We start from the raw sequence: 23,189 nt of genomic DNA, 5'->3' as shown, positions 1-23,189 counted from the left end.
ACCCCATGGGGGCCACGGTGCGGACACGGCTGGGGACGGCCGGTGTCGCCGCGTCGTTCGTCCTGCTGCTCCTCGTCGGCGTCTCCGGCCCCAACGCCGCCCGGCCGGGTCTCGGCCCACGCGGCTGGGCGCCCGGTGACCTCGGCTGGCACCTCTCCTCCGCCGGGGTCACGGCCCTGCTGTGGGCGGCGTACGTCGTGGGCGCGCTGGGGGTGCTCGGCCGCCTCCTCGACGCAGCGCGCACCCCGACCGCGGCCGTACGCGTCGCAGTCTTCCTGCGGGAGTGGCGGGTGCCGCTGCTGCTGGGCGTGGCCGCGCTGCTCACCGCACCGTTCGGGTCCGCCGACCACACCAACTACGCCGCCTACGGCCGCATCACGGCCGGTGGAGGAGACCCGTACCTCACGCCCCCGGACCAGTGGGCCGCCGGCGACCCGGTGACCAGCCGGGTGGAGCCGCCGTGGACGCACACGGTGAGCATCTACGGGCCGTTCGCGACCGCGCTCCAGGCGCTGTGCTCCCTCGTCGGCGGCGACAACCTGCGGCAGACCGTCTGGGCCTGGCAGGTGCTGGTCGTCGTCGCCTGGCTCGCGGTGCGGCTGCTGCTGAGGCGTGCCGGGGCGGACCCGCGGCGCGTCGACACCCTGTGGACCCTCAACCCCCTGGTCTTCGGGATCGGTGTCCTCGGGGCCCACGTCGACCTCATCGCGGGGGCGCTGGCGCTCGCGGCCCTCGTCGTCGCCGCCCGCAGCCCACTCGCGGCAGGACTCGTCGGGGGCCTGGCCGTCTCGACCAAGGTCACCTGCGGGGTCGCGGGCGTCGCCCTGCTGCTGGCGTGGTGGGTGCACGAGCGGGGCTCGTTCGTCCGCCGCGCCGTGCTGGTCGTGGTCGCTGCCCTCGTCGTCGCGGTGCCCTTGCACCTGTGGGCCGGCCCGCACGTCTTCGACCAGCTCGACCGCGCCCGGCGCTCGATCTCGCTGGCAACGCCGTGGCGGCTGCTCTTCGAGTGGCTCGCCGGCGGCCCCCTCGCCGCCGGGACCGCCCGCACCGTCGTCACGAGCCTGTCGGTGGTCCTGGCCGTCGTCCTCGTCGTGGTGCTCGCCCGCCTCACCCGTGAGCCGGCGTCCCCGGCGTCCACGCCGACGTCCACGCCGGCGTCGACGACGGTCGCAGCTGCCCGCTGGCTGGTGGTGCTCAGTGCGGCTTACGCGTTGGCCGCGCCGTACTCGCTGCCCTGGTACGACCTGCTCACCTGGGTGGCACTGCCGCTCCTCGCGCCGGGTGTCCTCGACGTCGTCCTGCTCGTGCGGCTCACGACGATGGGTGTCGCCTACGTGCCCGGCCGGGTCGTCGGCATGACGCCGTCGGTCGAGCGCCTCACCCTCGGGGTACGCCGCCGCGTCGCGCCCTGGCTGGTGCTCGCGGTCTGGGGCTGGCTCAGCCTCGCCGCTTCGCGCGGGTCGTCGCGCCGGCCCGCGCCTCGTCCTCCAGCACCCTGACGCTGACCGCGATGATCAGCGGCACCGCGATGATGGCGCCGTTGGCGGGGATCGCGACGCCGGAGTCGTTGATCGCGAACCCGATCGTCAGCATGACGAGCAGGGCGATGAGGCCGGGCCGCAGCGTCGGGCACGCCTCGTACGAGCGCTCCAGCGCCCGGGACCCCCACGAGGTCGGCCGGGCGAGGATGTAGATGACGAAGACGAGGGCGATCGGGACGAGCAGCGCCAAACGGTAGTTGCCGAACAGGATCGAGATGTTCTGCTCGAGCTTGCGGACCACGATGTCCCACGCGCCCCCGTTGAACAGCGACTCGAAGAACCGGCCCAGGTGCGACTGGTCCTCGGTCGGCCGCAGCGAGTCGACGAAGCCCACGAGCAGGAACAGCCCCACGGTCACCGCCCCGATGAGTGCCCCGCGCCGCCACGTCATGCGGATGCCGAGGATCGCGAGGACGAGGTAGGCCAGCCCCGGCAGGAGCGCGGGCGGGCCGCCTCCGTCGGCGCCCCAGGCCGGGGACCCGTCGATGACGACCGCGGCGAGGCCGACGACCAGCACGGCCAGGGCCGCCCGGCGCGGCTGGCCGCGCTTGACGTAGTAGCCGGACACCGCGATGCACAGCAGGATCGCCGAGGTGGCGAAGAGGGCGAAGGTGACGTTGCCCATGCCGTAGAAGCGTCCCCCCACCACGGGCTGCAGGCCCATGAGCGAGGAGATCTGCAGCCGGCCGCCGAACATGATGTCGATGCCGAGGACGAGCAGCGTGGCCAGCGAGACCGCGGCCAGCGGACCGGTCAGGCGCCGGCCCCAGGGGCCGAGGAACGCGATGGCCGACAGGATCGCCACGAAGAGCCCGACCGAGGCGATGATCGCCAGCATCGGCACCGGGAACCGCCACCACGGGATGAGGTTGGCGAGGAACGTCGAGGCCGGCACGGTGGCGGCGACGATGGCGACCCGGCGCACGATGCGCAGCAGGCGCAGCCGCAGGTCGGTCGACCCGAAGTCGCGGCGCCAGACGACGGCGGCGAAGAGGTAGATCGCGATCTGCGTGTAGACGACCCCGTTGAAGAACGGCGGCACCAGCGCGTGCACCTCGTGGCTGGCCTCGTCGAAGTCGATGAGGCCGCGCAGCCGGTCACGCGCGGCCGACTCGGAGTTGTCGTCGGCGGACCCGCGGTAGAGGGGCGCCCCGCCGAGACCGGTGGGGACCGGCACGGCCGCCGCGTGCAGCAGGGTGACGGTGAGGTCGGCCGACTGGACGAGCCCCGGCTGCTTGGTCGACTTGGAGTCGAGCGTGCCCGAGCCGTAGTGCGGACCCTTCGCGGCGACGAGCCGCAGCCGCTCGCTGGACCCGGCGTCGGAGAGGCTGGCGACGATGACGTCGGAGCCGCTGGGAGCCGCCTGCAGCACCTCGCTGATCCGCTTGTCGATGACCCCGGCCTGCTCGGCCCGGCTGCCGGCACCGGCGCCGCTGGTGCCCGAGCCCGTGCCGCCCGAACCCGTGCCGCCCGAGCCCGACAACGAGGCGGTCGCCGCGGGCTCGCCCGGCGGGAGGTCGGCGGGGTCGCGCAGGGAGCCCACGTCGACGAGGGTGACCCGGCAGCGCGAGAGCTCGCCGGTCAGCTGGGAGGCGTCGTACGCGGCGTACCGCGGCACCGCGCCGGAGACGTAGGCGGCACCCACGCCGGCGCCGGGGCCCACGGCCTGCACGCACTGCTCGTTCGAAGCGAGCGTCTCGCCGAGCGTGCCGGGCTTGGAGCCGAAGCGCTTGGCGTCGGCGGCCTGCACGTACCTGCTCCAGCCGGGGACGACCCCGCTGTCGACGGTCGGCACGGCGGGGCACGGGTCCCTGGTCGAGCGGTCGCCGCCCTTGCCGGGCCCGGCCGCGGCGGCCCGGTCGCCGGCCGACAGGCTGAGCCAGCCGTCGATCGGGCAGGTGTTGGTAAAGACCGAGCGCACCGACAGCGCTGCCGTGGACCCGTCGCGCAGCATCGACCACAGGGCCGGCGTCGCCTTGGCGTCGACGTCGCTCCAGGTGAGGCCACCGGTGCCGACGAGGATCACCGGGTTCGGGTCGTTGGTGTCGGGGGCGGCCAGGGGCTCGTTCCCGGCGGCCACGGGGGCCCGGGTGACGGCAGCCGGCGCCGGGGCGGACGTGGCGGAAGTGGCGGCTGCCGTGCGGACCGTGGCGGGGAGGACGACAGCCGACAGTATGGCGAGCAGGCCGGCGAGACGGAGCAGGGCGCGGCGGGTCACCGGTACAGGCTACGGGTCGGGGGACGCGCAAGAATGGGCGCGTGACGACGACGACCCCGGCCACGGCGCCCCCCGGACGCCCGCCACGAGGTGTCGGCGCCGCCACCTCCCGCCTCGGCGCCCTCGCCAGCCGCGCGTCCGCCCGCATCGGCGGGTGGTCGAGCCGGGCCCGCTGGACGCTCGCCGTCGTCATCATCCTGGCCGGGGCCGCGGTACCCGTGCTGCGCTACCTCGTCTTCTGGCCGCTGGACCAGTGGCAGGTCGACGTCGAGGTCTACCGCGAGGCGGGCGTCTCGATCCTCACCGGCCGCCCCATCTACTCGGCGATGACCGAGGCGCCGCAGCTGCTGCCCTTCACCTACCCGCCCTTCGCCGCGGTCATCGCGGTGCCGCTCGCGCTGCTGCCGTTCGGCGTGGTCGGGTGGCTGTGGACCGCTGCGCAGGTCGCCGCCACCACGGCCATCGTCTGGTACGCCGGCTGGCGGCTCATCCACCGCACCGGTCCCCTCGCCCCCGTCACCCTGGCCCTGCTCACGGTGCCGATGCTCTGGCTGCACCCGGTCTCGGACGGCCTGCGGTTCGGCCAGGTCAACGCCTTCATGGTGCTCGCGTGCCTCATGGACCTGCGGCGCCCACGCCCCGGTGTGCTGCGCCGCATACCCCCCGGCGTCCTCGTGGGGCTCGCCATGTCGATCAAGCTCACCCCCGGCGTCTTCGTCGTCCACTACCTCGTCAACCGCCGCTGGAAGGAGGCGGCGACCGCCGTCGGCACCGCCGTCGCCGTCACCGTCGGGGCGTGGCTGGTGCTGCCCGAGGCGTCGTTCGCGTTCTGGGGCGGGGCGCTGCAGGACCCCACCCGCCTCGGGCCCAACGCCGGCACCTCCAACCAGAGCATCCGCGGCTTCCTGCTGCGGGTGGGCCGCCCCGACGGCCTCGCCGGCAACGCCCTGTGGCTGGTCCTCGTGGCCGTCGTCGGTGTGGTCGGCTACGCCCTCGCCCGCCGGGCCCACCTCGCCGGCGACTCGATCAGCGAGGTCGCCGCGGTCGGCCTGATGGCTGTGCTGCTGTCGCCCGTCGCGTGGATCCACCACCTGCACTGGATGGTCGTGGTCGTGTTTGCCGTCCTCGGCGCCGACCCGTGGCGTGACCGCCGGCGGCTCGTCGCGGCTGCGGTCGTCACGGGGTTCTTCCTCTGCCGGATGCCGTGGTGGGGCATCTCCTGGCTCAGCCACCCGCACTGGCCGCAGTGGCCGGGACGCATCCTGCAGAACGCCGACACCTTCGGTTCGCTGCTCGCGCTGGCCCTGTTGTGGTGGGCGCTGCACCTGCCCGCTGCCGTACGTCGCGCCGAGCTGCCGGGCGCTGACCCCGGCGGGGACGACGGTCCGGAGCCCGTGGAGGAGTCCACCCGGGAGCCGGTGGGGACGACCGACGCGCGCACCGGGGTGGTCGGCCGGTGAGGGTCGCCGTGCTCGACGACTTCCAGTCCGCGTTCGGCCGGCTCGACGCGGCCCGCCGGCTCGACGGCCACGAGGTGGTGACCTTCCCCGATGCGGTGACCGGGGACGCCCTGGTGGAGCGGCTGCACGGGTTCGACGCGGTGGTCCTGCTCCAGCAGCGCACCGCACTGCCACGGGACGTGGTGGAGCGGCTCGACACCGTCAGGCTGGTCAGCCAGACCGGGCGCAACACCGGCCACCTCGACCTCGACGCGCTCGCCGGGCGCGGCATCACGGTGTGCGCCGGAGGCGCGGGGTCAGCCGCTGCGACGGCCGAGCTGACCTGGGGCCTGGTCCTGTCGGCCCTGCGCCACCTGCCCGCCGAGGTCTCCCGACTGCGCGAGGGACGCTGGCAGGGGTCGGTCGGGACCTCGGTCGCCGGCCTGACCCTGGGCGTCTACGGGCTCGGCCGCATCGGCAGCCGGGTCGCCGCGGTCGGCCGGGCGTTCGACATGCGGGTGGTGTGCTGGGGGCGGGAGGGCTCGCAGGCGCGGGCCCGCGAGGCCGGGTACGACGTGGCCCCCAGCCGGGAGGCCTTCTTCGCCGGCGCCGACGTGCTGTGCGTCCACCTGCCCCTCACGCAGGAGACCCGCGGCATCGTCACCGCGGCTGACCTGGCCCTGATGAAGCCCGGCGCGCTCTTCGTCAACACGTCCCGGGCGGGGCTGGTGGAGTCGGGTGCGCTCGCGGCCGCCGTGGCCGCGGGCCGTCCAGGGCGGGCCGCGGTCGACGTGTTCGACTCCGAGCCGGTGCTCGACGCGGCCGACCCCCTGCTGGCCCTGCCGGGCGTGACAGCGACGCCCCACCTCGGCTACGTCACGTGGGACGTGCTCGAGAGCCTCTACGGCACCGCCGTCGAGCAGGTCCTCGCCTTCGCGGCCGGCGAGCCGGTCAACGTGGTCGCGCCGACCCGTCCCTGACCCGGCCGGCCCACGCCGCACCGCCACGTACCGGCGCCACAGTGTGGTGCGCGGTCAGCGGTGGAAGACGCCCACGATCTCCAGCGCGGTCACGAGCGCGAGGAGCAGGCACACGGTGCCGCCGACCCGCCGGATCGTCGCGAGCTTCACCCGCGCGAGCAGCACCCGGCCGAGGATCGTCGCGAGGCCGGAGATGACGACCAGGGCGAGGAACGCGCCGAGGAACACCGACAGCGGCTCGTGGTAGCGCAGCACCAGGGTGGCGGTGAGGATCTGCGACAGGTCGCCCCACTCAGCGAGGAACAGCACCCCGAACGAGACACCGATGGCCTTGAGCCCCACCGCCGTCGCCGCGCCCTTGTGGGAGAACTCCTCCTCGGCCTCCTTCTCCTCCTCGTCGGCCTTGGACGCGCCGCGCAGCAGCAGCACCCCGCCGACGAGGAACATCACCGCGGCGAACACCTCGACCGGGCGCCTCGGCAGCTGGGCGAGCAGTCCACCCACCGAGACCGCCACGAGCGTCTGCACGAGGAAGGCCAGCGACACCCCGATCCACACGAACAGCGGCCGGAACCGCGTGGCGAGCACGAGGGTGGCGATGAAGGTCTTGTCGGGGAGCTCCACGAGGAAGATCGCGCCGAAGACGATGGCGACGGTGAGGAGGCTGAGTTCCATAGGGCGTCGACTGTATCGGCGCGCCACCAATACGCTTCCGGGGTGTCCGACTCCGCCGTGGCCCTGACCGCACTCGTCGTCGCCGCGCTCGCGCTGGCCGTCGCGGGCTGGGCCGTCGCCCAGGTGGCACAGGCGCGCGCCCGGCTGCGGCACGTCGAGTCCCAGCGCCCGGTCGGCGTCGGCGACCTCGCGGCCCTGCGCTCCGACATCGCCCAGGCGCTGCGGCACGTGGCCGTGGTGCGTTACGACGCGTTCGGCGACATGGGTGGGCGGCTGTCGTTCAGCGCCGCCGTGGTCGACGACCGCGGGGACGGGCTGGTCTTCTCCTCGATCCACGCGCGCGGCGAGTCGCGCACCTACGCCAAGGGGGTCGTCGGCGGCGGCTCGGACGCGACCCTGACCCCTGAGGAGCAGCAGGCTCTCGCTGCGGCGCGCACCGGAGAGAAGGCCTGACCCCGATGAGCGCCCCGACCGCCTCCGCCACCGCCCGCTACGCCTACCTCGGACCCGAGGGCACCTTCACCCAGATGGCCCTCGACGCCTGGGGGCCGTCGGAAGGTGCGGAGCAGCGGCCCTGCGGCTCCGTCGACGCCGCTCTGGCGCTCCTGCGGGCGGGTGAGGTCGACGGCGCGATGGTGCCCATCGAGAACTCCGTCGAGGGTGGCGTCAGCGCGACCCTCGACGCCCTCGCGAGCGGCGACCCCCTCGTCGTGGTGGCCGAGGTCCTCGTGCCGATCACGTTCGTGCTCGCCGCCCGACCGGGTACCCCGCTGGAGCAGGTCCGCGCGGTCGGCACGCACAGCCACGCGTGGGCCCAGGTCCGCGGCTGGATGGACGAACGGCTGCCGGACGCCACGTACGTCCCCACTCTGTCGACCGCGGCAGCGGCGGCCGGGCTCGCCGGTGACGGTGTGCGCGACGAGGGTGAGCACGCGGCATACCAGGCGGCGGTCTGTGCCCCCGTGGCCGCGCGCAACCACGGGCTCGAGGTGCTCGCCGAGGACATCGGCGACAACGCCGCGGCCGTCACCCGGTTCGTGCTGGTCGCCCGGCCCGGGCGGCTCCCGGGGCGGACCGGCGCCGACAAGACGACGCTCGTGCTGTTCCAGCGTGACGACCACGCGGGTGGCCTGCTCGAGCTGCTCGAGCAGTTCGCGGTGCGCGGGATCAACATGTCGCGGCTGGAGTCACGCCCGACCAAGGCCTCGATGGGCAGCTACTGCTTCTCGGTCGACATCGAGGGCCACGTCCTCGACGAGCGGGTCGGCGAGGCGCTGCTCGGGCTCAAGCGCGTCTGCGCCGAGGTGCGGTTCCTCGGCAGCTACCCGGCCGCGCACGGTACGGCGGTCCGGGTCACCCCGCACACCACGGACGAGGCGTTCGCCGAGGCCCGCAGCTGGCTGCACTCCCTGCGGACCACCTGACCCGCCGGACGACTCCCGCAAAACGCCGGTTGCCCGCCGACCCGCGGGTTGTCGTCCCGACCTTTGCCGGGCAACCAGCGTTTTGCCGGGGGAGGGGGCCGGGCGGGGGTTTGCCGGGGAGGGGTGGCTACTTCTCGCGCCAGACGCGTTCGAAGGGCAGGCGCCAGGCGTGCGGGGCGATGAGCTGGTGTATGGCGTTGGGGCCCCACGTGCCCGGCGGGTAGGACTTCACCTCGGGCGGGTTCGCCAGCAGCGGCGCAGACCGCTCCCACAGCGACTCGATGCCGTCGGCGGTGGTGAACAGGGTGTGGTCGCCGCGCATGGCGTCGAGGATGAGGCGCTCGTAGGCCTCCAGGACGTCACCGGCCCGCTCGGTCTCCTGGGTGGAGAACTGCATCGACAGCTTCTCCAGCCGCATGCCCGGCCCGGGGCGCTTGCCGTAGAACGACAGCGACACCTTGGACTCGTCCGCGAGGTCGAAGGTGAGGTGGTCCGGTCCCGCGTTGCCCACACCCGAGTGCGCCGGGAACATCGACCGCGGCGCCTCCTTGAACGCGATCGAGATGATCCGCGCGCCTTCTGCCATCCGCTTGCCGGTGCGCAGGTAGAACGGCACCCCCGCCCAGCGCCAGTTGTCCAGGCCGCACTTGAGGGCGATGAACGTCTCGGTGTCGGAGTCGCCCGGCACCCCGTCGAGACTGGTGTAGCCGGCGAACTGGCCGCGCACGACGTCGTGCGGCTCGACCGGCAGCAGCGACCGGAAGACCTTGTTCTTCTCCTCCGAGATGGCCCTCGGCTCCAGCGCGGTCGGCGGCTCCATGGCCACGAACGCCATGACCTGGAACAGGTGCGTGACGACCATGTCCTTGTAGGCGCCGGTCGCCTCGTAGAAGCCGGCGCGCTGGTCCAGGCCCAGGGTCTCGGGGATGTCGATCTGCACGTGGTCGATGAAGTTGCGGTTCCAGATCGGCTCGAAGAGGCCGTTGGCGAAGCGGAACGCGAGGATGTTCTGGGCCGCCTCCTTGCCGAGGAAGTGGTCGATGCGGAAGATCTGGCTCTCGTCGAACGTCTCGTGCACCCGGTCGTTGAGCGCGATCGCGCTCTCGAGGTCCTCGCCGAACGGCTTCTCCATCACCACGCGCGACCGCTCGACGAGCTCGGCCTCGCGCAGCACCTGGATGACCGCGACGGCAGCCCGAGGGGGCACGGACAGGTAGTGCAGGCGCAGCGCCTCCGGCCCGAGCTCGGCCTCCGCGCGGTGCACCGCGTCGGCGAGCGGCCCGGCCCCGGCCGACTGCGGGACGTAGACGAGGTTGTCGTCGAACCGGTCCCACTGCTCGGCGGTCAGCCGGTGGGTGCCGTACTCCTCCATCGCCGCGCGGGCGAACTCGCGGAACTCGGCGTCGGTCATCTCCTCCAGCGAGGTGCCGACGACGCGTATGGCGGGTGCGAGCTCGGAGGCGGCGAGGTGGGCCAGCGCGGGCAGCAGCTTGCGGCGGGCGAGGTCGCCGGTGGCCCCGAAGATGACGACGACGTGGGGTTCGGCCCGCTCCAGGGCGGCGCGCGAGGCCCGCGCGTCCGCGGTCGCCGGGTAGGAGATGGTCTGGGCGCGGTGCGCAGTGGGCTCGGGCACCTGCCGACTATCCCACCGGGGCGGGGGCAGTGCACGGGTGTCGCTGGAGCAGGACCTCAGGCCGTGGCGGCCCTGACCCGGTGGGCGACGGTCTGCCGACGGGTGGCCTTCCACCAGTGGAAGGCGAGCAGGGCGCAGGCGACGCCGTTCATCATCGCCACCACCACGTCGGAGATGTGGTGGGCGCCGCGGTAGAGCCGTGCCAGCCCGACGAGGACGGGGAGCACCGCGCAGACGCCCATGACGAGGCGTCGCAGCCCGGCCCGCTCGATACGGGTCGAGGCCATGAGCAGGAGCGAGAAGTACAGCGCGGTCGAGGCGCCGGTGTGCCCGCTGGGGAAGCTCGACGTGGGCGGCGAGGCGTCCATCGGGATGGCCGGCGGGCGCTGGCGCCCCACGGCCATCGTCGCGAACAGGAAGATCGTGGCCTGGAGCGAGATCGAGACGAGTGGCACCAGGGACCAGCGCAGGTCGCGCGTGCGCCAGTACAGGACCGCCACGACGAGCAGGCAGATCCCGATGACGTACTCGGTGTTGCCGACGTGCGAGAACACCGCGCTGAACGGGTCGAGGGTGTCGGTGCGCGCGCGGTTGAAGTCCGCCGAGATGCGGTCCTCGTGGTGGTCGATGACCGACAGCGGCCCGGTGATGAGCAGGCCGAGCGCCACGACGACCACCCAGACCCCTATGCCGGGGAGGACGGTCCTGGTGACGAGGTCGCGGCCTTCTTGCCAATGAATCCGAGCCATGAGGAGAACGTAATGCCAACGCCGAGCACATACCCGGCAAGGACGTCGGACGGGAAGTGCGCGCCGACCATGAGCCGGTCGAGCCCGACGACCAGGACGACCACCACGGCGACGGTGACGGCGACCCGCCGGCCGGTCCGGGAGAGCAGCGGCCACAGCAGGAAGACCATGACCGTGGCCACCACCGCGATGTTGAACGCGTGGCCCGAGGGGAACGAGTAGCCCGGGGCGTGGGAGATCGGGTCCTGCACCACGGGACGGGCCCGGCCGACGAGGGACTTGGCCTGCAGGCCGACGTTCCAGGACACCATCATCGTCACGAACGCCCACAGCGCCCGGCTGCGCAGGCCCTTGCGCAGCCACGTCCACAGGCAGACCGCCGTCGCCAGGACGTAGACGACCCAGGGCTGGCTCACGGCCTGGATGAACAGGAACAGCCCCGACAGCCCGTGCTCGCGGGTGGCCGTCGTCGTGGCGCGGATGACGTCCTCGTCGAACCGGATCAGCGGGTCGAGCTGCTGGCGGACCGCGAACCCGAGGAACAGCACGGGCAGCGTGAACAGCACCATGGCGACCACGCCGCGGACCAGGCGCACCGCCCGGCTGGGACCGGGGGCCGCGCGCTCGTCCCGCGCCGAGGCCGCCGAGGCACCCATCAGGTCGGTGACCCGACGCGGACGACGAGGGCGCCGGGCACGATCTCGGCGGCGATGGCCCGGGCCTTGCCCAGGGTGTCGCCGTCGATCTGCACCTCCTGCGGCCGGTCGGCACGCACCCGGACGGTCTCGCTGGTGTGGTGGTCGACCCGCTCGTGGCCGGAGCGCTTCTTGGAGGCGATCCGGGCGGCGACCGCGGCCCAGCCGACGACGCCCTTGGGCGAGAGGACCACGGTGTCGAGCAGGCCGTCATCGACCTCTGCCTCGGGCATGAGGACCAACCCACCGAGCAGCTTGCCGCAGTTGCCGATGACGACGGTGCGGGCGCGGCGGCTGAACTCCTCCTGGTCGTCGATCTTGACGCGAACCTTGAACTGCGCGCCGCGCAGGTTCTTGGCACCGGACACGACGTACGCCGCGGGCCCGACCTTGGCCTTGAGGCCCTCGGGGGCGTCGGCCATGATCGCGGCGTCGAAGCCGAGGCCGGCCATGACGAGGAAGATGTGCTGGGCGGGGCGCTCGTGCTCCCCGGACTGGTCGATCGTGAGGCGGCCGACGTCGACCCGCTTGTTCTGGCCCGTCAGGGCGACGCGCAGCGCGTCGCCGAGGTCGTCGACCGGCAGGTCGAGGTTGCGGGCCAGGAGGTTGCCGGTGCCGCCGGGCAGCAGCCCGATGGGGGTGTCGCTGCCGACGAGGGCCTCCGCGACCGCGCGGACGGTGCCGTCACCGCCGAGGGGGCAGACGAGGTCGACCTCCTGCTGGAGCGCCTGGCGGGTCTGGCCCTGCCCGACGTCCTTTTGCGTGGTCTCCAGGAAGAGGGGGGCGGCCCAGCCCAGCGCCGCCGACTCCTCGGTGATCTGCCGCTTCACCGCCGGCAGGTCGTCGAACTTGGTCGGGTTGATGATGATCGCCGCGCGACGGGTGGGGGTCTCGGACACGGTGCCCTCCGGGCGGAAGTCGTTGCGGTGCGGGCGACGCCCCCACCGGCGTCCTCGATGGGCACCAGCCGACCTGCTTCCGCGCATCCCGGCCCACCCGGCAACACCGAGGAGGACGAGGACGACGAGGACGACCACCACGAGGGCGACCCAACCGGAGTGTTCGCGGAGCACGGGGCGACGCTACAGGGCGCGCCGACCGGCTGCCGTACTGTCTGCACATGAGCGACGCAGCGGCCGACCCGGTGGAGCCGGACACCAAGGACTGGACCTGGACGCTCGACCGGCGCTGCCCGGACTGCGGGTTCGAGGCCGGCGCCGTCACCGCACCCCAGGTGGCCGAGCAGACCCTGTCGCTGACCGCGCCCTGGCGCACCGTCCTCGAGGGAGCCGATGTGGCCGACCGGCCGCGGCCGGACGTCTGGTCGCCGCTGGAGTACGCCTGCCACGTCCGCGACGTGTGCCGGGTCTTCGAGGGCCGGGTGCGGCAGATGCTGGACCAGGACGGGGCGCAGTTCGCCAACTGGGACCAGGACGAGGCGGCCGCGGCCGGTCGCTACCGCGAGCAGGACCCGGCAGTGGTCGCCGACGAGCTGGTCGAGGCGGCGGTCGCGACGCACCGCACCTTCGGCGAGGTCGACGGGGACGCCTGGCAGCGGCGCGGACTGCGCAGCAACGGTTCCGAGTTCACCGTGCTCACCCTCGGCCAGTACATGCTGCACGACCTCGCGCACCACCTCGTCGACGTCGGCGCCGTGCCCACCGCCGCGGACCGCTGACGTCGCTGGCGCCTCAGCCGCGTCAGGCCTTGTGCGGGTGGCCGGTGAGCGCGGCCGCCCCACCCATGACGAGGAAGATCGAGCCCGAGACGTACTTCTGCCGCTCGACGGCCCTCGGGTGGCGCCCGAGCCAACGGCCGATGGAGCCGGCGGACAGGGCGTAGACGCTGTCGAAGGCCGCGCCGATGAGGACGAAGACGGCGCCGAGCACCAGCACCTGCGACCAGACCGGCCCGGACTCGCGGTGCAGGAACTGCGGGAAGAACGCGACGAAGAAGACGGCCGTCTTGGGGTTGGAGATGCCGACGAGGAACGCGTCGCCGAACGCGCGACGCGAGTTCGTGACCGGCGCACGGTCGAGGGCGAAGTGCCCCTTGCTGCGGAACTCGCGGACCGCCAGCCAGAGCAGGTATGCCGCGCCGGCGTACTTCACGACCGAGAAGGCCAGGACCGAGGAGCTGATGACGGCGGACAGCCCGAACGCGGTGGCCACGACCATGAGCGCGGTCGCCGTCTCGATGCCCGCCATCGACGCGAGCGCGAGCCGGCGGCTGCCGTGCCCGATGCCCCGCGAGATGAGGAACAGCATCGCAGGCCCCGGCAGCAGGATGAGCGCGGTGGCGGCGAGGGCGAAGGCGCCCAGGGTGGCGGCGGACGGCATACCCGAAGGATGGGCGGTGGCCCGCGCGGGAGGCAACGGGAAATCGACTGGTGGACGCTCGCTAGGCTGGCCCGCGTGATCGACATCAAGCTCCTGCGCGAGGACCCGGACCGCGTCCGCGCCTCGCAGCGCGCCCGTGGTGAGGACGAGGGGGTCGTCGACGCGATCCTCGCTGCCGAGCAGGTGCACCGCTCCTCCCTGACGGAGTTCGAGCAGCTGCGGGCCGAGCAGAAGTCGCTGGGCAAGCAGGTCGCGCAGGCGCAGGGCGAGGAGAAGCAGGCGCTGCTCGCGCGCACGAAGGAGATGGCGGCCCGGGTCAAGCAGCTGCAGGCCGACGCCGACACCGCTCAGGCCTCGCTCGGCACGCTGATCCGCCAGGTCGGCAACGTCGTCGAGGACGGCGTGCCCGTCGGTGGCGAGGACGACTACACCGTCCTGGAGACCGTGGGCGACGTGCCGGAGTTCGACTTCGAGCCCAGGGACCACCTCGCCCTCGGGGAGTCCCTCGCGGCGATCGACATGGAGCGCGGCGCCAAGGTCGGCGGCTCGCGGTTCTACTTCCTCACCGGCGTCGGTGCGCGGCTCGAGCTGGCGCTGCTCAACATGGGTATCGCCCAGGCCGTCGAGCACGGGTTCACCCCGATGATCACGCCCACCCTCGTCAAGACCGACGTCATGGCCGGGGCCGGCTTCATCGACAAGCACGCCGACGAGGTCTACCGGCTCGAGGCCGACGACCTGTTCCTCACCGGCACCTCCGAGGTCGCGCTCGCCGGCTACCACGCCGACGAGATCCTCGACCTGTCCGCCGGACCGAAGCGCTACGCCGGCTGGTCGGCCTGCTACCGCCGCGAGGCCGGGTCGCACGGCAAGGACACCCGCGGCATCATCCGCGTGCACCAGTTCCACAAGGTCGAGATGTTCACCTACTGCCGCGTCGAGGACGCCGCCGCGGAGCACCAGCGGCTGCTCGCGTGGGAGAAGGAGATGCTCGCCAAGATCGAGGTGCCCTACCGCGTCATCGACACCGCGGCCGGCGACCTCGGCGGCCCCGCCGCCCGCAAGTTCGACTGCGAGGCGTGGGTCCCGACCCAGGGCCGCTACCGCGAGCTGACGTCGACCTCGAACTGCACGACCTACCAGGCGCGTCGCCTCAACACGCGCGAGCGCGACCCGTTCGGCCAGGGCACCCGCGCCGTCGCCACGCTCAACGGCACGCTCGCCACGACGCGCTGGCTGGTTGCCATCCTCGAGAACCACCAGCAGGCCGATGGTTCGGTCGTCGTGCCGAAGGCGCTGCAGCCCTTCCTCGGCCTCGAGGTGCTCAAGCCCGTCTGACCCGCCTCGCCCGACCCCCGTCCCCCCTCCCTCCTGCGACTTCTTGCCCGCCGCGCACCGTTCGCGGCCCGAAACGGGCCAGGAACGGTGGCGACCGGGCAAGAAGTCGGGGTGGGGCGCGGGTAGCGTCGGTCGCATGAGCGACCGTCAGCTGCCCAAGTGGTCCGAGCTCAAGCCGCTGCTGCGGCCCAAGCCCATCGAGCTCGACGCGACGAAGCGCCGGCTCGACTCGGCGCTCACCATCGCCGACCTGCGCAGGGTGGCCAAGCGGCGCACACCCACCTCGGTGTTCGACTACACCGACGGTGCCGCGGAGGCGGAGATCAGCCTGCGCCGCGCACGGGCGACGTTCGCCGGCCTGGAGTTCCACCCGGCGATCCTGCAGGACGTCTCCGCCATCGACCTGTCGACCGACTTCCTCGGCAAGCCGTCCGCGCTGCCGTTCTCCTTCGCCCCCACCGGGTTCACGCGGATGATGCAGCACGAGGGTGAGCGGGCCGTCGTCCGGGTCGCCGACCGTGTGGGCATCCCCTACTCGCTGTCCACGATGGGCACGACCTCGATCGAGGACGTCGCCGCAGCCGCACCGAACGCCCGCAAGTGGTTCCAGCTCTACGTCTGGAAGGACCGCAGCGCGGGCGAGGAGCTGATGACGCGCGCCAAGGAGGCGGGGTACGAGGCGCTGGTCCTCACCGTCGACGTGCCGGTCGCGGGGGCGCGGCTGCGCGACACCCGCAACGGGTTCGCCATCCCGCCGGCCCTGACCGTGAGGACGGTCGCCGACGCGGCGCTCCACCCGTCCTGGTGGGTCAACCTGCTGACCACCGAGCCGCTGACCTTCGCCTCCCTCGCGTCGTGGGACGGCACGGTCGCCGAGCTGCTGAACACGCTCTTCGACCCGACCATGACGGTGGCCGACCTCGAGTGGGTGCGGTCCTGCTGGGACGGCCCGCTCGTCATCAAGGGCATCCAGACGGTGCACGACGCCCGGCTCGTCATGGACGCGGGGGTCGACGCGATCGTCCTGTCCAACCACGGCGGCCGGCAGCTCGACCGTGCGCCGGTGCCGTTGCGGCTGCTGCCCGACGTCCGCGAGGCGCTCGGGGACGACGCCGAGATCATGCTCGACACCGGCGTCATGTCCGGCGCCGACGTCGTCGCGGCCATCGCCCTCGGGGCCAGCAGCGTCATGGTCGGCCGTGCCTACCTGTACGGCCTCATGGCCGGTGGCGAGGCCGGGGTGCAGCGGGCCGCCGACATCCTCACGGCCGAGGCGCGGCGCACCATGGCCCTGCTCGGCGCGCGCCGGATCGCGGACCTCGGGCCGCAGCACGTGCGCCTTCCGTAGGCTCGGGCCCATGGCCCGCCCCCACCTCGTCGCGCTCGACGTCGACGGCACGACCATCAACCATGCCGGTGAGCTGTCCCTGGACGTCCGCGCGGCGGTCCGGGCCGTGGTGGACGCCGGGCACCACGTGATCATCGCGACCGGACGGTCGATCCCCGCGACCACCTTCATCCTCGAGGAGCTGGGCATCAGCACCGGGTATGCCGTGTGCTCCAACGGCGCGGTCACCCTCGAGCTGGATCCCGCTGAGGACAAGGGTTTCCGCGTGGTCGAGGCCGTCACCTTCGACCCGGCGCCGGCCCTGAACCTGCTGCGCGACGAGTGGCCCGACGCCGTGATCGCGGTCGAGGACCTGGGGGTCGGGTTCAAGCTGAGCGCGCCCTTCCCCGACGGCGAGCTGCAGGGCGAGCTGCGGGTCGTGCCGTGGGAGGAGCTCGTGGCCGAGCCGGTCACCCGCGTGACCTTCCGCTCCCCGACCGGCACCGCCCAGGACTTCCTCGAGCTGACCGAGCGGATCGGCCTCCACGGTGTCAACTACGCGGTCGGGTTCAGCGCCTGGCTCGACCTCAACCCCGAAGGGGTCTCCAAGGGCTCGGCCCTGGAGATCCTGCGCCGCCGCCTCGACGTCGACCCGCGCCACACCGTGGCCGTGGGCGACCAGCGCAACGACCTCGAGATGCTGCAGTGGGCGGCCCGCGGCGTGGCCATGGGCAACGCCCCGGACGAGGTCAAGGCCGTCGCCGACGAGGTCACCCTCGACGTCGACGAGGACGGCCTCGTCCCGGTGCTGCTCTCCCTGCTCTGACAGCGCGTGTCCCTGTTGCCGCGGTGCGCCCGACAGGCACCAGCGCTTGTTCCCGGAAAGAATGCAGCATGCTCACCCTGGAGGAAGTCCTCCAGCCGTTCGCGCTGAGGATCTCCTGCGCCTCCCTGGAGCTCAGGGTCCTGCGTGACGAGGACCTCCCGGAACTCGTCGAGCTCGTTCGTGGCGGCATCCAGACCCCGGGCACGCCGATGCCCTTCCTCGCTGGACCTCGGCGGACGCTGCCCTAGTCGCTCTGGGTCTCAGACGGCCGGTGCTCGGAACAGAAGGACCCGGGCCGGGACAGGGACTCGCCCAGTGAGGCTTGAGCGGCGCCGCCCCACCACTGGTGGCGGCATGCCAGAAGTGGTGGCCGATCCGGCGCCCTGGCCACCACTGCTGACCGGGTGGAAGAAGTGGTGGCGGGGCAGGCGCGACCGGGGGTCAGCGGGACTGCAGAGCGTCCAGGGCCACGGCCATCGCGAGGCCGACGCGCCAGTCGAGCTGCCACCCGTTGGCCGCCTGCGGCACGTGGATGTCGTAGCGGTCACGCAGGGACCGCTTGCGCTCCGAGCTCAGCACGAGGGTGCCGTCCGGCGCGGTGAAGTCGAAGTGGAACAGGAACGGCAGCGGGATCTCGCCGACGTAGGGCACGAACTCCCAGGCGCGGCGGGCGATCGCGACGTTCTTGTTGCGCTCGGTGCCGAACGCCTCGAGCCCGTCGGCGGTGCCCAGGTGCCACGACGAGCGCAGCAGCGACTTGCCGAAGTCCTTGCGGAACCACCCGATCGGCGCCCCGTCCGCGTCGAACACGTCGTACGTCGCCCCGAGGTCGATCCGCTGGCGGGCCTTGAAGGAGAAGACCGGCTGCTTGCGCGCCTCGTCGGCGTAGAAGGTCACCTGCTCCTTGAACGCCATCCGCTTCTGCTGTGCGACCGCGAGGACCGGGCCCTCGTTGCCGCCGGCGTCGACGGTGCGGATCTCGTAGCGGTTCACCATCATGGTGATCTTCTGTCGAAGGGCGTAGCGCTCGGTGACGGCAGTCTGGCTCATGGCGGACAGTCTGCACGATCACAGGGGGCCCACCTGCCATGCTGGGGCGCGCCATGGCTGACCTGAACATCACCTCGCCCTCCAACCCGAGGCTCAAGGCACTCGCCGCGCTGCGGCGGCGCCGCACCCGGGAGGAGACCGGCCAGACCCTCATCGAGGGGTACGAGGAGCTGGCCCTCGCCCTCGACGCCGGCGTGCTGCCGGAGGCCCTCTACTACTGCCCCGAGCTCATGCTCGACCCCGAGACCCAGCTGCAGGTCGTCGAGGAGGTGCGGCGGGCCGGCGTCGACACGGTGCAGGTGTCGCGCGGACCGTTCGAGAAGGCGGCGTACCGGGAGGGACCCGACGGCTTCATCGCGGTGGTCCCGGCCGTGGCCCGGCGCTGCGCCGACCTGCGGGTGGGCCCGTCCGCCCTGACCGTCCTGTGCCAGGGCGTGGAGAAGCCCGGCAACCTCGGCGCGATGCTCCGGACCGCGGACGCGGCCGGCGCCGAGGCGGTCATCGCGGCCGACCCCGTGACCGACTGGGGCAACCCCAACCTCGTGCGCGCCTCCAAGGGCACCGTCTTCTCCGTCCCGGTGGCCAGCGACTCGACCGCCGCGACCCTGGCGTGGCTGGACGCCCGTGGCATCGCCCTCGTTGCGACCACCCCGGACACCGACCTGGACTACACCGACGTCGACTACACCGGGCCCGTCGCCATCGCCGTGGGCGCCGAGAAGTACGGGCTGACTGACGAGGTCCTCGAGCACGCTGCGTACAAGGTGCGAATTCCCATGGTGGGCAAGGCGAACTCGCTCAACGTCGCCACTTCCGCAGCCATCGTCATCTACGAGGCGGTCCGCCAGCGAGGCGCCGCCGGGGCCCGGCCGTCACACTGACCACACCCGTGTCAGGAGCACTCCCCGGGGTGTGTCACGATGTCGGGTATGCGAGTTGACCATGTTTCGTATGCGGCTGAGCGCGACGGCCTGAAGGCCACTGCGGCTCGCCTGTCGAAGGTCATCGGGGTGGACGCAGTCGACGGGGGCATCCACCCCCGGTTCGGCACCAGGAACGTGATCCTCCCCCTGGCCCACGACCGCTACGTCGAGGTCGTCGAGGTGCTCGACCACCCCGCGTCCGACAAGGCCCCGTTCGGGCAGGCCGTCCGGGCCCGGTCCGAGGCGGGCGGTGGGTGGCTCGGCTGGGTCGTCGCGGTCGACGACCTCGCTCCCTACGAGCAGCGCATCGGACGTGAGGCCGTCGTCGGCAACCGGCACCGCCCCGACGGGGTGGAGCTGCGCTGGCGCCAGCTCGGCGTCAAGGGCCTGATCTCCGACCCGCAGCTGCCCTTCTTCATCAAGTGGGACGACCCGAGCCTGCACCCCTCGACGTCGGCCCACACCGAGGTCACCATCGACGGCCTGCAGATCGCCGGCGACCCCGCCCGGGTCCGCGACTGGCTCAACCTGCCGGCCGATGAGACGTCCTCGGTCATCGACTTCACCTTCGTCGCCCCGCATGGCACCCCCGGCCTGCTCGCGGTGACGTTCGACACCCCCCAGGGCAAGGTCACCGTCTGACCCGCCCGCCGTCCGGGTCGTCCCGGACGCGCCGTTCACGCCTCGTCGAAGTACGCCTCGACGAGGCGTTTCGGTGCCCGGGCGGCCCAGGCGTCGGTGACGACCTCCTCGAGCTCCCGCCGCGTCAGCCGCCCCAGGTCGCGCTCGCGCAGCAGCACGGCGTTGTAGCCGTCGAAGTGCGGTGTGGTGAACCACGGGCTCTCGGAGGCGACCAGGGCGTCCTTGTCGTTCTGGTCGCCGACGGAGAAGCAGATGACGTCGTCCATCCGCTCGCCCGTGTCGGGGTCGACGGCATCGGGGCGCGGCTCGCGGAAGTGCACGAAGGCCTTCTTGCGCACGACGTAGGCGGGGCGCCCCCAGGTCGTGCCCTCCTGCACCTCGGGCAGCCCCAGCGCGATCTCGGCCAGGTCCGCCAGCCTCGCTGGGCGCGCGGTCACGGCGTCGCGGCCTTCACGGGGTCACCGGCTCCGCGACGAGCGCGCGGACGGAGGGCAGCTGGGCCAGCGCGTTGACGACGACCGAGAACACCAGCAGCGCCACGGCGGCCGTCGGGTGGCCGGCGGCCCACAGGCCCGCTGAGGCGAGGCCGAAGACGAGGACCTTGACGACCGGACGCACCACGGGGCCGCCGTACCGTGCCTTGGGCGAGGCGAACGCCCACCACACGGCGACGACCGCGACCGGGGCGGCCACGGCGAGCGCGGGCCCGCCGGTGTGCTGGCCCCACACCCCGGCGGCCACGGCCGCGAGCACCTCGTCGAGGAACACCAGCGCGAGCACCATCCACCCCAGAGCGGCCACGCGCACAGTCTGTCCCCTGGCCCTCGTCGCGTCGAGAGCCGGGTGCGGGCGTCAGTCGAGGTAGTCGACGAGCTCCGGCGCGGCGCCGATGTAGGTGGCCGGGGTCATCGCCGCGAGACGCGTCGCGACGTCGTCGGGCAGGCCGAGCCCCCCGACGAACTCGCGCAGGTCCTCACCGGTGATCCGGCGGCCGCGGGTGAGCTCCTTGAGGCGCTCGTACGGGTTCTCCATGCCGGCCACGCCCTGGGCGCCGAGGGCGCGCATCGCCGACTGCACCGCCTCGCCGAGCACCTCCCAGTTGGCGTCGAGGTCGGCGGCCATGGCGGCCGGGACCGCGTCGAGCCCGGCGAGGCCGCGCTCGGCGTTGTCGATCGCGAGCAGCGAGTGGCCGAACGCTGACCCGATGTTGCGCTGCATCGAGGAGTCGGTGAGGTCGCGCTGCAGGCGGCTGTTGACCAGCGTCGACCCCAGCACGTCGAGCAGGGCGTTGCTGACCTCGAGGTTGGCCTCGGCGTTCTCGAAGCGGATCGGGTTGACCTTGTGGGGCATCGTCGAGGACCCGACCGTGCCCTGGCCGCGGACCTGGGCGAAGTAGCCCATCGAGATGTAGGTCCACACGTCGGTGCAGAGGTTGTGCAGGATGCGGTTGAACCGCGCGATGTCGGCGTACAGCTCGGCCTGCCAGTCGTGGCTCTCGATCTGGGTGGTGAGCGGGTTCCACTGCAGGCCCAGGGACTCGACGAACCCGCGGCTCAGCGCCGGCCAGTCGGCCTCGGGCACCGCCGCGAGGTGCGCGCCGTAGGTGCCGGTCGCGCCGTTGAGCTTGCCGAGGTACTCGGCGCCCTCGATGCGGCGCAGCTGCCGGCCGAGGCGGTGGGCGAGGACGGCGAGCTCCTTGCCCATGGTCGTCGGCGTCGCCGGCTGGCCGTGGGTGTGGGCGAGAAGGGGCACCTCGCGAAGGTCCGAGGCCATCGTGGCGACGGCCTCGACGAGGCGGGTGGCGCGGGGCAGCCACACCTCGCGCACGGCGCCCTGCACCATCAGCGCGTAGGACAGGTTGTTGATGTCCTCGCTGGTGCAGCAGAAGTGGATGAGCTCGGCCAGGCCGGCGTCCTCGGGGGCGGGGGCGATCGCCGTGAGGCGGCGCTTGAGGAAGTACTCGACGGCCTTGACGTCGTGCAGCGTCTCGCGCTCGATCTCGGCCATCTCGGCGATCTCGGCCGCGCCGAAGTCGTCGACGACCTGGCGCAGGGCGGCCTGCTCCGCGTCGGTGAGGGCGCGGACGCCCGGGACGACCTGGTGGGTGGTCAGCCAGACCAGCCACTCGACCTCGACCCGGACGCGGGCCCGGTTGAGCGCCGGCTCGGAGAGGTGGTCGACGAGGGGCGCGACGACGCCGCGGTAGCGGCCGTCGAGGGAGCCCAGGGCGATGGAGGGGGTCGCGTCAGCAAGCGAGGCCATGGCGCCAGTCTCCCAGAGGGCCGGCACCGCTCCGTACACCCGTCCGCCGTGGGCCGGCGGCCGAGCGGTCCCACGCAGCGCGGCATACGGTGGGAGCCATGCGCTACACCACCCTAGGATCCAGCGGCACCGTCGTCTCCACCCAGTGCCTCGGCACGATGACCTTCGGGGCGGAGGCCGACGAAGCCACCTCCGGCGCCATCACGGAGGCGTTCGTCGAGGCGGGCGGCACGTTCCTCGACACCGCCGACGTCTACTCCTCCGGCGTCTCGGAGGAGATCATCGGGCGCTGGCTCAAGGCCCACCCCGACGACGCGAAGAACCTCGTCATCGCCACCAAGGGCCGCTTCCCCATGGGGGAGGGACACAACGACCTCGGCCTCTCGCGTCGCCACCTGCGCCAGGCGCTCGACGCCTCCCTGACCCGGCTCGGCGTCGACCACGTCGACCTCTACCAGATGCACGCGTGGGACGCGGTGACCCCGCTCGAGGAGACGCTGCGCTTCCTCGACGACGCCGTGGCCGCGGGCAAGATCTCCTACTACGGCTTCTCCAACTACCTCGGCTACCAGGTCACCAAGGCCGTGCACACCGCCCGCGAGCACGGCTGGACCCCGCCCGTGACGCTGCAGCCGCAGTACAACCTGCTGGTCCGCGACATCGAGCACGAGGTCGTCCCGGCCTGCCTCGACGGTGGGCTCGGGCTGCTGCCGTGGTCGCCGCTCGCCGGTGGCTGGCTGACGGGCAAGTACCAGCGCGACACGACCCCGACGGGGGAGTCCCGCCTCGGTGAGGACCCGGAGCGCGGCATGGAGGCCTGGGGCCCGCGCAACAAGCAGGAGCGCACCTGGGCCGTCATCGACGCCGTGGGCGAGGTCGCGAAGGAGGCCGGCGTGAGCTCGGCACAGGTCGCGCTGGCCTGGGTCGCCGCCCAGCCCGCGGTCACCTCGGTCATCCTCGGGGCCCGCAACGTCACCCAGCTCGAGGACAACCTCGCGGCCGCCGACCTCGACCTCACCACCGAGCAGCTCGACCGGCTCACGAAGGTCAGCGCCCCGCAGATGGACGACTACCCGTACGGCGCCGCCGGCATCGGTCAGCGCCACCGCTCCGTCACCGTCTGACCGC

General features: G+C 72.7%; 24 protein-coding genes. 13 read left to right on the top strand and 11 right to left on the bottom strand.

Going from position 1 to position 23,189, the window contains the following annotated elements:
- The first annotated feature begins 5 nt into the window (after window positions 1–5).
- Complete coding sequence (locus ABEA42_RS03540) at window positions 6–1,499, top strand: hypothetical protein (protein WP_345501218.1); 1,494 nt, start codon at window positions 6–8, stop codon at window positions 1,497–1,499.
- Here ABEA42_RS03540 and ABEA42_RS03535 read toward each other — a convergent pair.
- A complete protein-coding gene (locus ABEA42_RS03535) occupies window positions 1,438–3,759 on the bottom strand; it encodes a hypothetical protein (RefSeq protein ID WP_345501216.1) in 2,322 nt (773 codons plus the stop codon). The genes ABEA42_RS03540 and ABEA42_RS03535 overlap by 62 nt on opposite strands.
- A 41-nt stretch (window positions 3,760–3,800) precedes the next feature.
- On the opposite strand from ABEA42_RS03535, the gene ABEA42_RS03530 reads away from it, so the two are divergent.
- Both ABEA42_RS03530 and ABEA42_RS03525 read left to right on the top strand, forming a co-directional pair.
- Window positions 3,801–5,219 (top strand): glycosyltransferase 87 family protein, encoded by a 1,419-nt coding sequence (locus ABEA42_RS03530; RefSeq protein WP_345501214.1) that lies wholly within the window; start codon window positions 3,801–3,803, stop codon window positions 5,217–5,219.
- Between the two features lie 8 nt (window positions 5,220–5,227).
- Window positions 5,228–6,178 carry a D-2-hydroxyacid dehydrogenase family protein gene (locus ABEA42_RS03525; protein WP_345501213.1) on the top strand — a complete coding sequence of 317 codons (951 nt, stop codon included), beginning with the start codon at window positions 5,228–5,230 and terminating at the stop codon, window positions 6,176–6,178.
- Between the two features lie 54 nt (window positions 6,179–6,232).
- Here ABEA42_RS03525 and ABEA42_RS03520 read toward each other — a convergent pair whose 3' ends face one another.
- Entirely contained in the window at window positions 6,233–6,853 is a 621-nt protein-coding gene (locus ABEA42_RS03520; protein WP_345501211.1) for a TMEM165/GDT1 family protein, read from the bottom strand.
- Window positions 6,854–6,895: 42 nt separating this feature from the next.
- Here ABEA42_RS03520 and ABEA42_RS03515 point away from each other — a divergent pair, with 42 nt between their 5' ends.
- Complete coding sequence (locus ABEA42_RS03515; RefSeq protein ID WP_345501210.1) at window positions 6,896–7,306, top strand: DUF4446 family protein; 411 nt, start codon at window positions 6,896–6,898, stop codon at window positions 7,304–7,306.
- Window positions 7,307–7,311: 5 nt separating this feature from the next.
- Complete coding sequence (gene pheA / locus ABEA42_RS03510; protein ID WP_345501209.1) at window positions 7,312–8,277, top strand: prephenate dehydratase; 966 nt, start codon at window positions 7,312–7,314, stop codon at window positions 8,275–8,277.
- A gap of 127 nt (window positions 8,278–8,404) precedes the next feature.
- Here pheA and zwf read toward each other — a convergent pair whose 3' ends face one another.
- The 4 genes from zwf to ABEA42_RS03490 form a co-directional block, all read right to left on the bottom strand.
- Complete coding sequence (gene zwf, locus ABEA42_RS03505; protein WP_345501420.1) at window positions 8,405–9,832, bottom strand: glucose-6-phosphate dehydrogenase; 1,428 nt, start codon at window positions 9,830–9,832, stop codon at window positions 8,405–8,407.
- Between the two features lie 134 nt (window positions 9,833–9,966).
- The gene (locus tag ABEA42_RS03500) at window positions 9,967–10,587 is read right to left on the bottom strand and encodes a phosphatase PAP2 family protein (protein ID WP_345501208.1); all 621 of its coding nucleotides are present in this window, start codon (window positions 10,585–10,587) and stop codon (window positions 9,967–9,969) included.
- 8 nt (window positions 10,588–10,595) lie between these two features.
- Window positions 10,596–11,315: a phosphatase PAP2 family protein gene (locus ABEA42_RS03495; protein ID WP_345501206.1), complete on the bottom strand. Its 720-nt coding sequence runs from the start codon at window positions 11,313–11,315 to the stop codon at window positions 10,596–10,598.
- The gene (locus ABEA42_RS03490; RefSeq protein WP_345501205.1) at window positions 11,315–12,427 is read right to left on the bottom strand and encodes a diacylglycerol/lipid kinase family protein; all 1,113 of its coding nucleotides are present in this window, start codon (window positions 12,425–12,427) and stop codon (window positions 11,315–11,317) included. Before ABEA42_RS03490 ends, ABEA42_RS03495 begins: the two co-directional genes overlap by 1 nt.
- Before the next feature lie 47 nt (window positions 12,428–12,474).
- Between ABEA42_RS03490 and ABEA42_RS03485 the strand changes: the two genes are divergently transcribed.
- Window positions 12,475–13,032 carry a DinB family protein gene (locus tag ABEA42_RS03485; protein ID WP_345501203.1) on the top strand — a complete coding sequence of 186 codons (558 nt, stop codon included), beginning with the start codon at window positions 12,475–12,477 and terminating at the stop codon, window positions 13,030–13,032.
- Between the two features lie 22 nt (window positions 13,033–13,054).
- On the opposite strand, the gene ABEA42_RS03480 is transcribed toward ABEA42_RS03485, so the two are convergent.
- On the bottom strand, window positions 13,055–13,693 hold the full coding sequence (locus ABEA42_RS03480; protein ID WP_345501202.1) for a LysE family translocator: 639 nt from the start codon (window positions 13,691–13,693) through the stop codon (window positions 13,055–13,057).
- Window positions 13,694–13,768: 75 nt separating this feature from the next.
- Between ABEA42_RS03480 and serS the strand changes: the two genes are divergently transcribed.
- The 4 genes from serS to ABEA42_RS03460 all read left to right on the top strand — a co-directional run bounded on the left by serS (window position 13,769) and on the right by ABEA42_RS03460 (window position 17,432).
- Window positions 13,769–15,031 carry a serine--tRNA ligase gene (gene serS / locus ABEA42_RS03475; protein ID WP_345501201.1) on the top strand — a complete coding sequence of 421 codons (1,263 nt, stop codon included), beginning with the start codon at window positions 13,769–13,771 and terminating at the stop codon, window positions 15,029–15,031.
- 136 nt (window positions 15,032–15,167) lie between these two features.
- Window positions 15,168–16,379 carry an alpha-hydroxy acid oxidase gene (locus tag ABEA42_RS03470; RefSeq protein ID WP_345501200.1) on the top strand — a complete coding sequence of 404 codons (1,212 nt, stop codon included), beginning with the start codon at window positions 15,168–15,170 and terminating at the stop codon, window positions 16,377–16,379.
- A gap of 10 nt (window positions 16,380–16,389) precedes the next feature.
- The gene (locus ABEA42_RS03465) at window positions 16,390–17,184 is read left to right on the top strand and encodes an HAD family hydrolase (RefSeq protein WP_345501199.1); all 795 of its coding nucleotides are present in this window, start codon (window positions 16,390–16,392) and stop codon (window positions 17,182–17,184) included.
- Window positions 17,185–17,252: 68 nt separating this feature from the next.
- Window positions 17,253–17,432 (top strand): hypothetical protein, encoded by a 180-nt coding sequence (locus ABEA42_RS03460; protein WP_345501198.1) that lies wholly within the window; start codon window positions 17,253–17,255, stop codon window positions 17,430–17,432.
- 193 nt (window positions 17,433–17,625) lie between these two features.
- On the opposite strand, the gene ABEA42_RS03455 is transcribed toward ABEA42_RS03460, so the two are convergent.
- Window positions 17,626–18,234 carry an LURP-one-related/scramblase family protein gene (locus tag ABEA42_RS03455; protein ID WP_345501196.1) on the bottom strand — a complete coding sequence of 203 codons (609 nt, stop codon included), beginning with the start codon at window positions 18,232–18,234 and terminating at the stop codon, window positions 17,626–17,628.
- Window positions 18,235–18,287: 53 nt separating this feature from the next.
- On the opposite strand from ABEA42_RS03455, the gene ABEA42_RS03450 reads away from it, so the two are divergent.
- Together ABEA42_RS03450 and ABEA42_RS03445 are read left to right on the top strand one after the other, a co-directional pair.
- Window positions 18,288–19,115: a TrmH family RNA methyltransferase gene (locus tag ABEA42_RS03450; protein WP_345501194.1), complete on the top strand. Its 828-nt coding sequence runs from the start codon at window positions 18,288–18,290 to the stop codon at window positions 19,113–19,115.
- 48 nt (window positions 19,116–19,163) lie between these two features.
- Complete coding sequence (locus tag ABEA42_RS03445; protein ID WP_345501192.1) at window positions 19,164–19,799, top strand: VOC family protein; 636 nt, start codon at window positions 19,164–19,166, stop codon at window positions 19,797–19,799.
- A 35-nt stretch (window positions 19,800–19,834) separates the two neighbouring features.
- On the opposite strand, the gene ABEA42_RS03440 is transcribed toward ABEA42_RS03445, so the two are convergent.
- From ABEA42_RS03440 to purB, 3 genes are read right to left on the bottom strand one after another with little or no spacing between them, the layout of a single operon-like run.
- A complete protein-coding gene (locus tag ABEA42_RS03440) occupies window positions 19,835–20,236 on the bottom strand; it encodes an MmcQ/YjbR family DNA-binding protein (RefSeq protein WP_345501190.1) in 402 nt (133 codons plus the stop codon).
- 13 nt (window positions 20,237–20,249) lie between these two features.
- Window positions 20,250–20,600, bottom strand: a complete 351-nt coding sequence (locus ABEA42_RS03435; RefSeq protein ID WP_345501188.1) for a DUF2568 domain-containing protein — start codon at window positions 20,598–20,600, stop codon at window positions 20,250–20,252.
- A gap of 51 nt (window positions 20,601–20,651) precedes the next feature.
- The gene (gene purB, locus ABEA42_RS03430; protein ID WP_345501187.1) at window positions 20,652–22,061 is read right to left on the bottom strand and encodes an adenylosuccinate lyase; all 1,410 of its coding nucleotides are present in this window, start codon (window positions 22,059–22,061) and stop codon (window positions 20,652–20,654) included.
- Window positions 22,062–22,159: 98 nt separating this feature from the next.
- On the opposite strand from purB, the gene ABEA42_RS03425 reads away from it, so the two are divergent.
- Window positions 22,160–23,185 (top strand): aldo/keto reductase, encoded by a 1,026-nt coding sequence (locus tag ABEA42_RS03425; protein WP_345501186.1) that lies wholly within the window; start codon window positions 22,160–22,162, stop codon window positions 23,183–23,185.
- Window positions 23,186–23,189 lie beyond the last annotated feature (4 nt).

This window comes from Pedococcus ginsenosidimutans, from assembly GCF_039544395.1.
Taxonomy (GTDB): Bacteria; Actinomycetota; Actinomycetes; order Actinomycetales; family Dermatophilaceae; genus Pedococcus; species Pedococcus ginsenosidimutans.
Note: the sequence above shows the minus strand (reverse complement) of the source record. Positions and strands in the feature narration are given on the sequence as shown.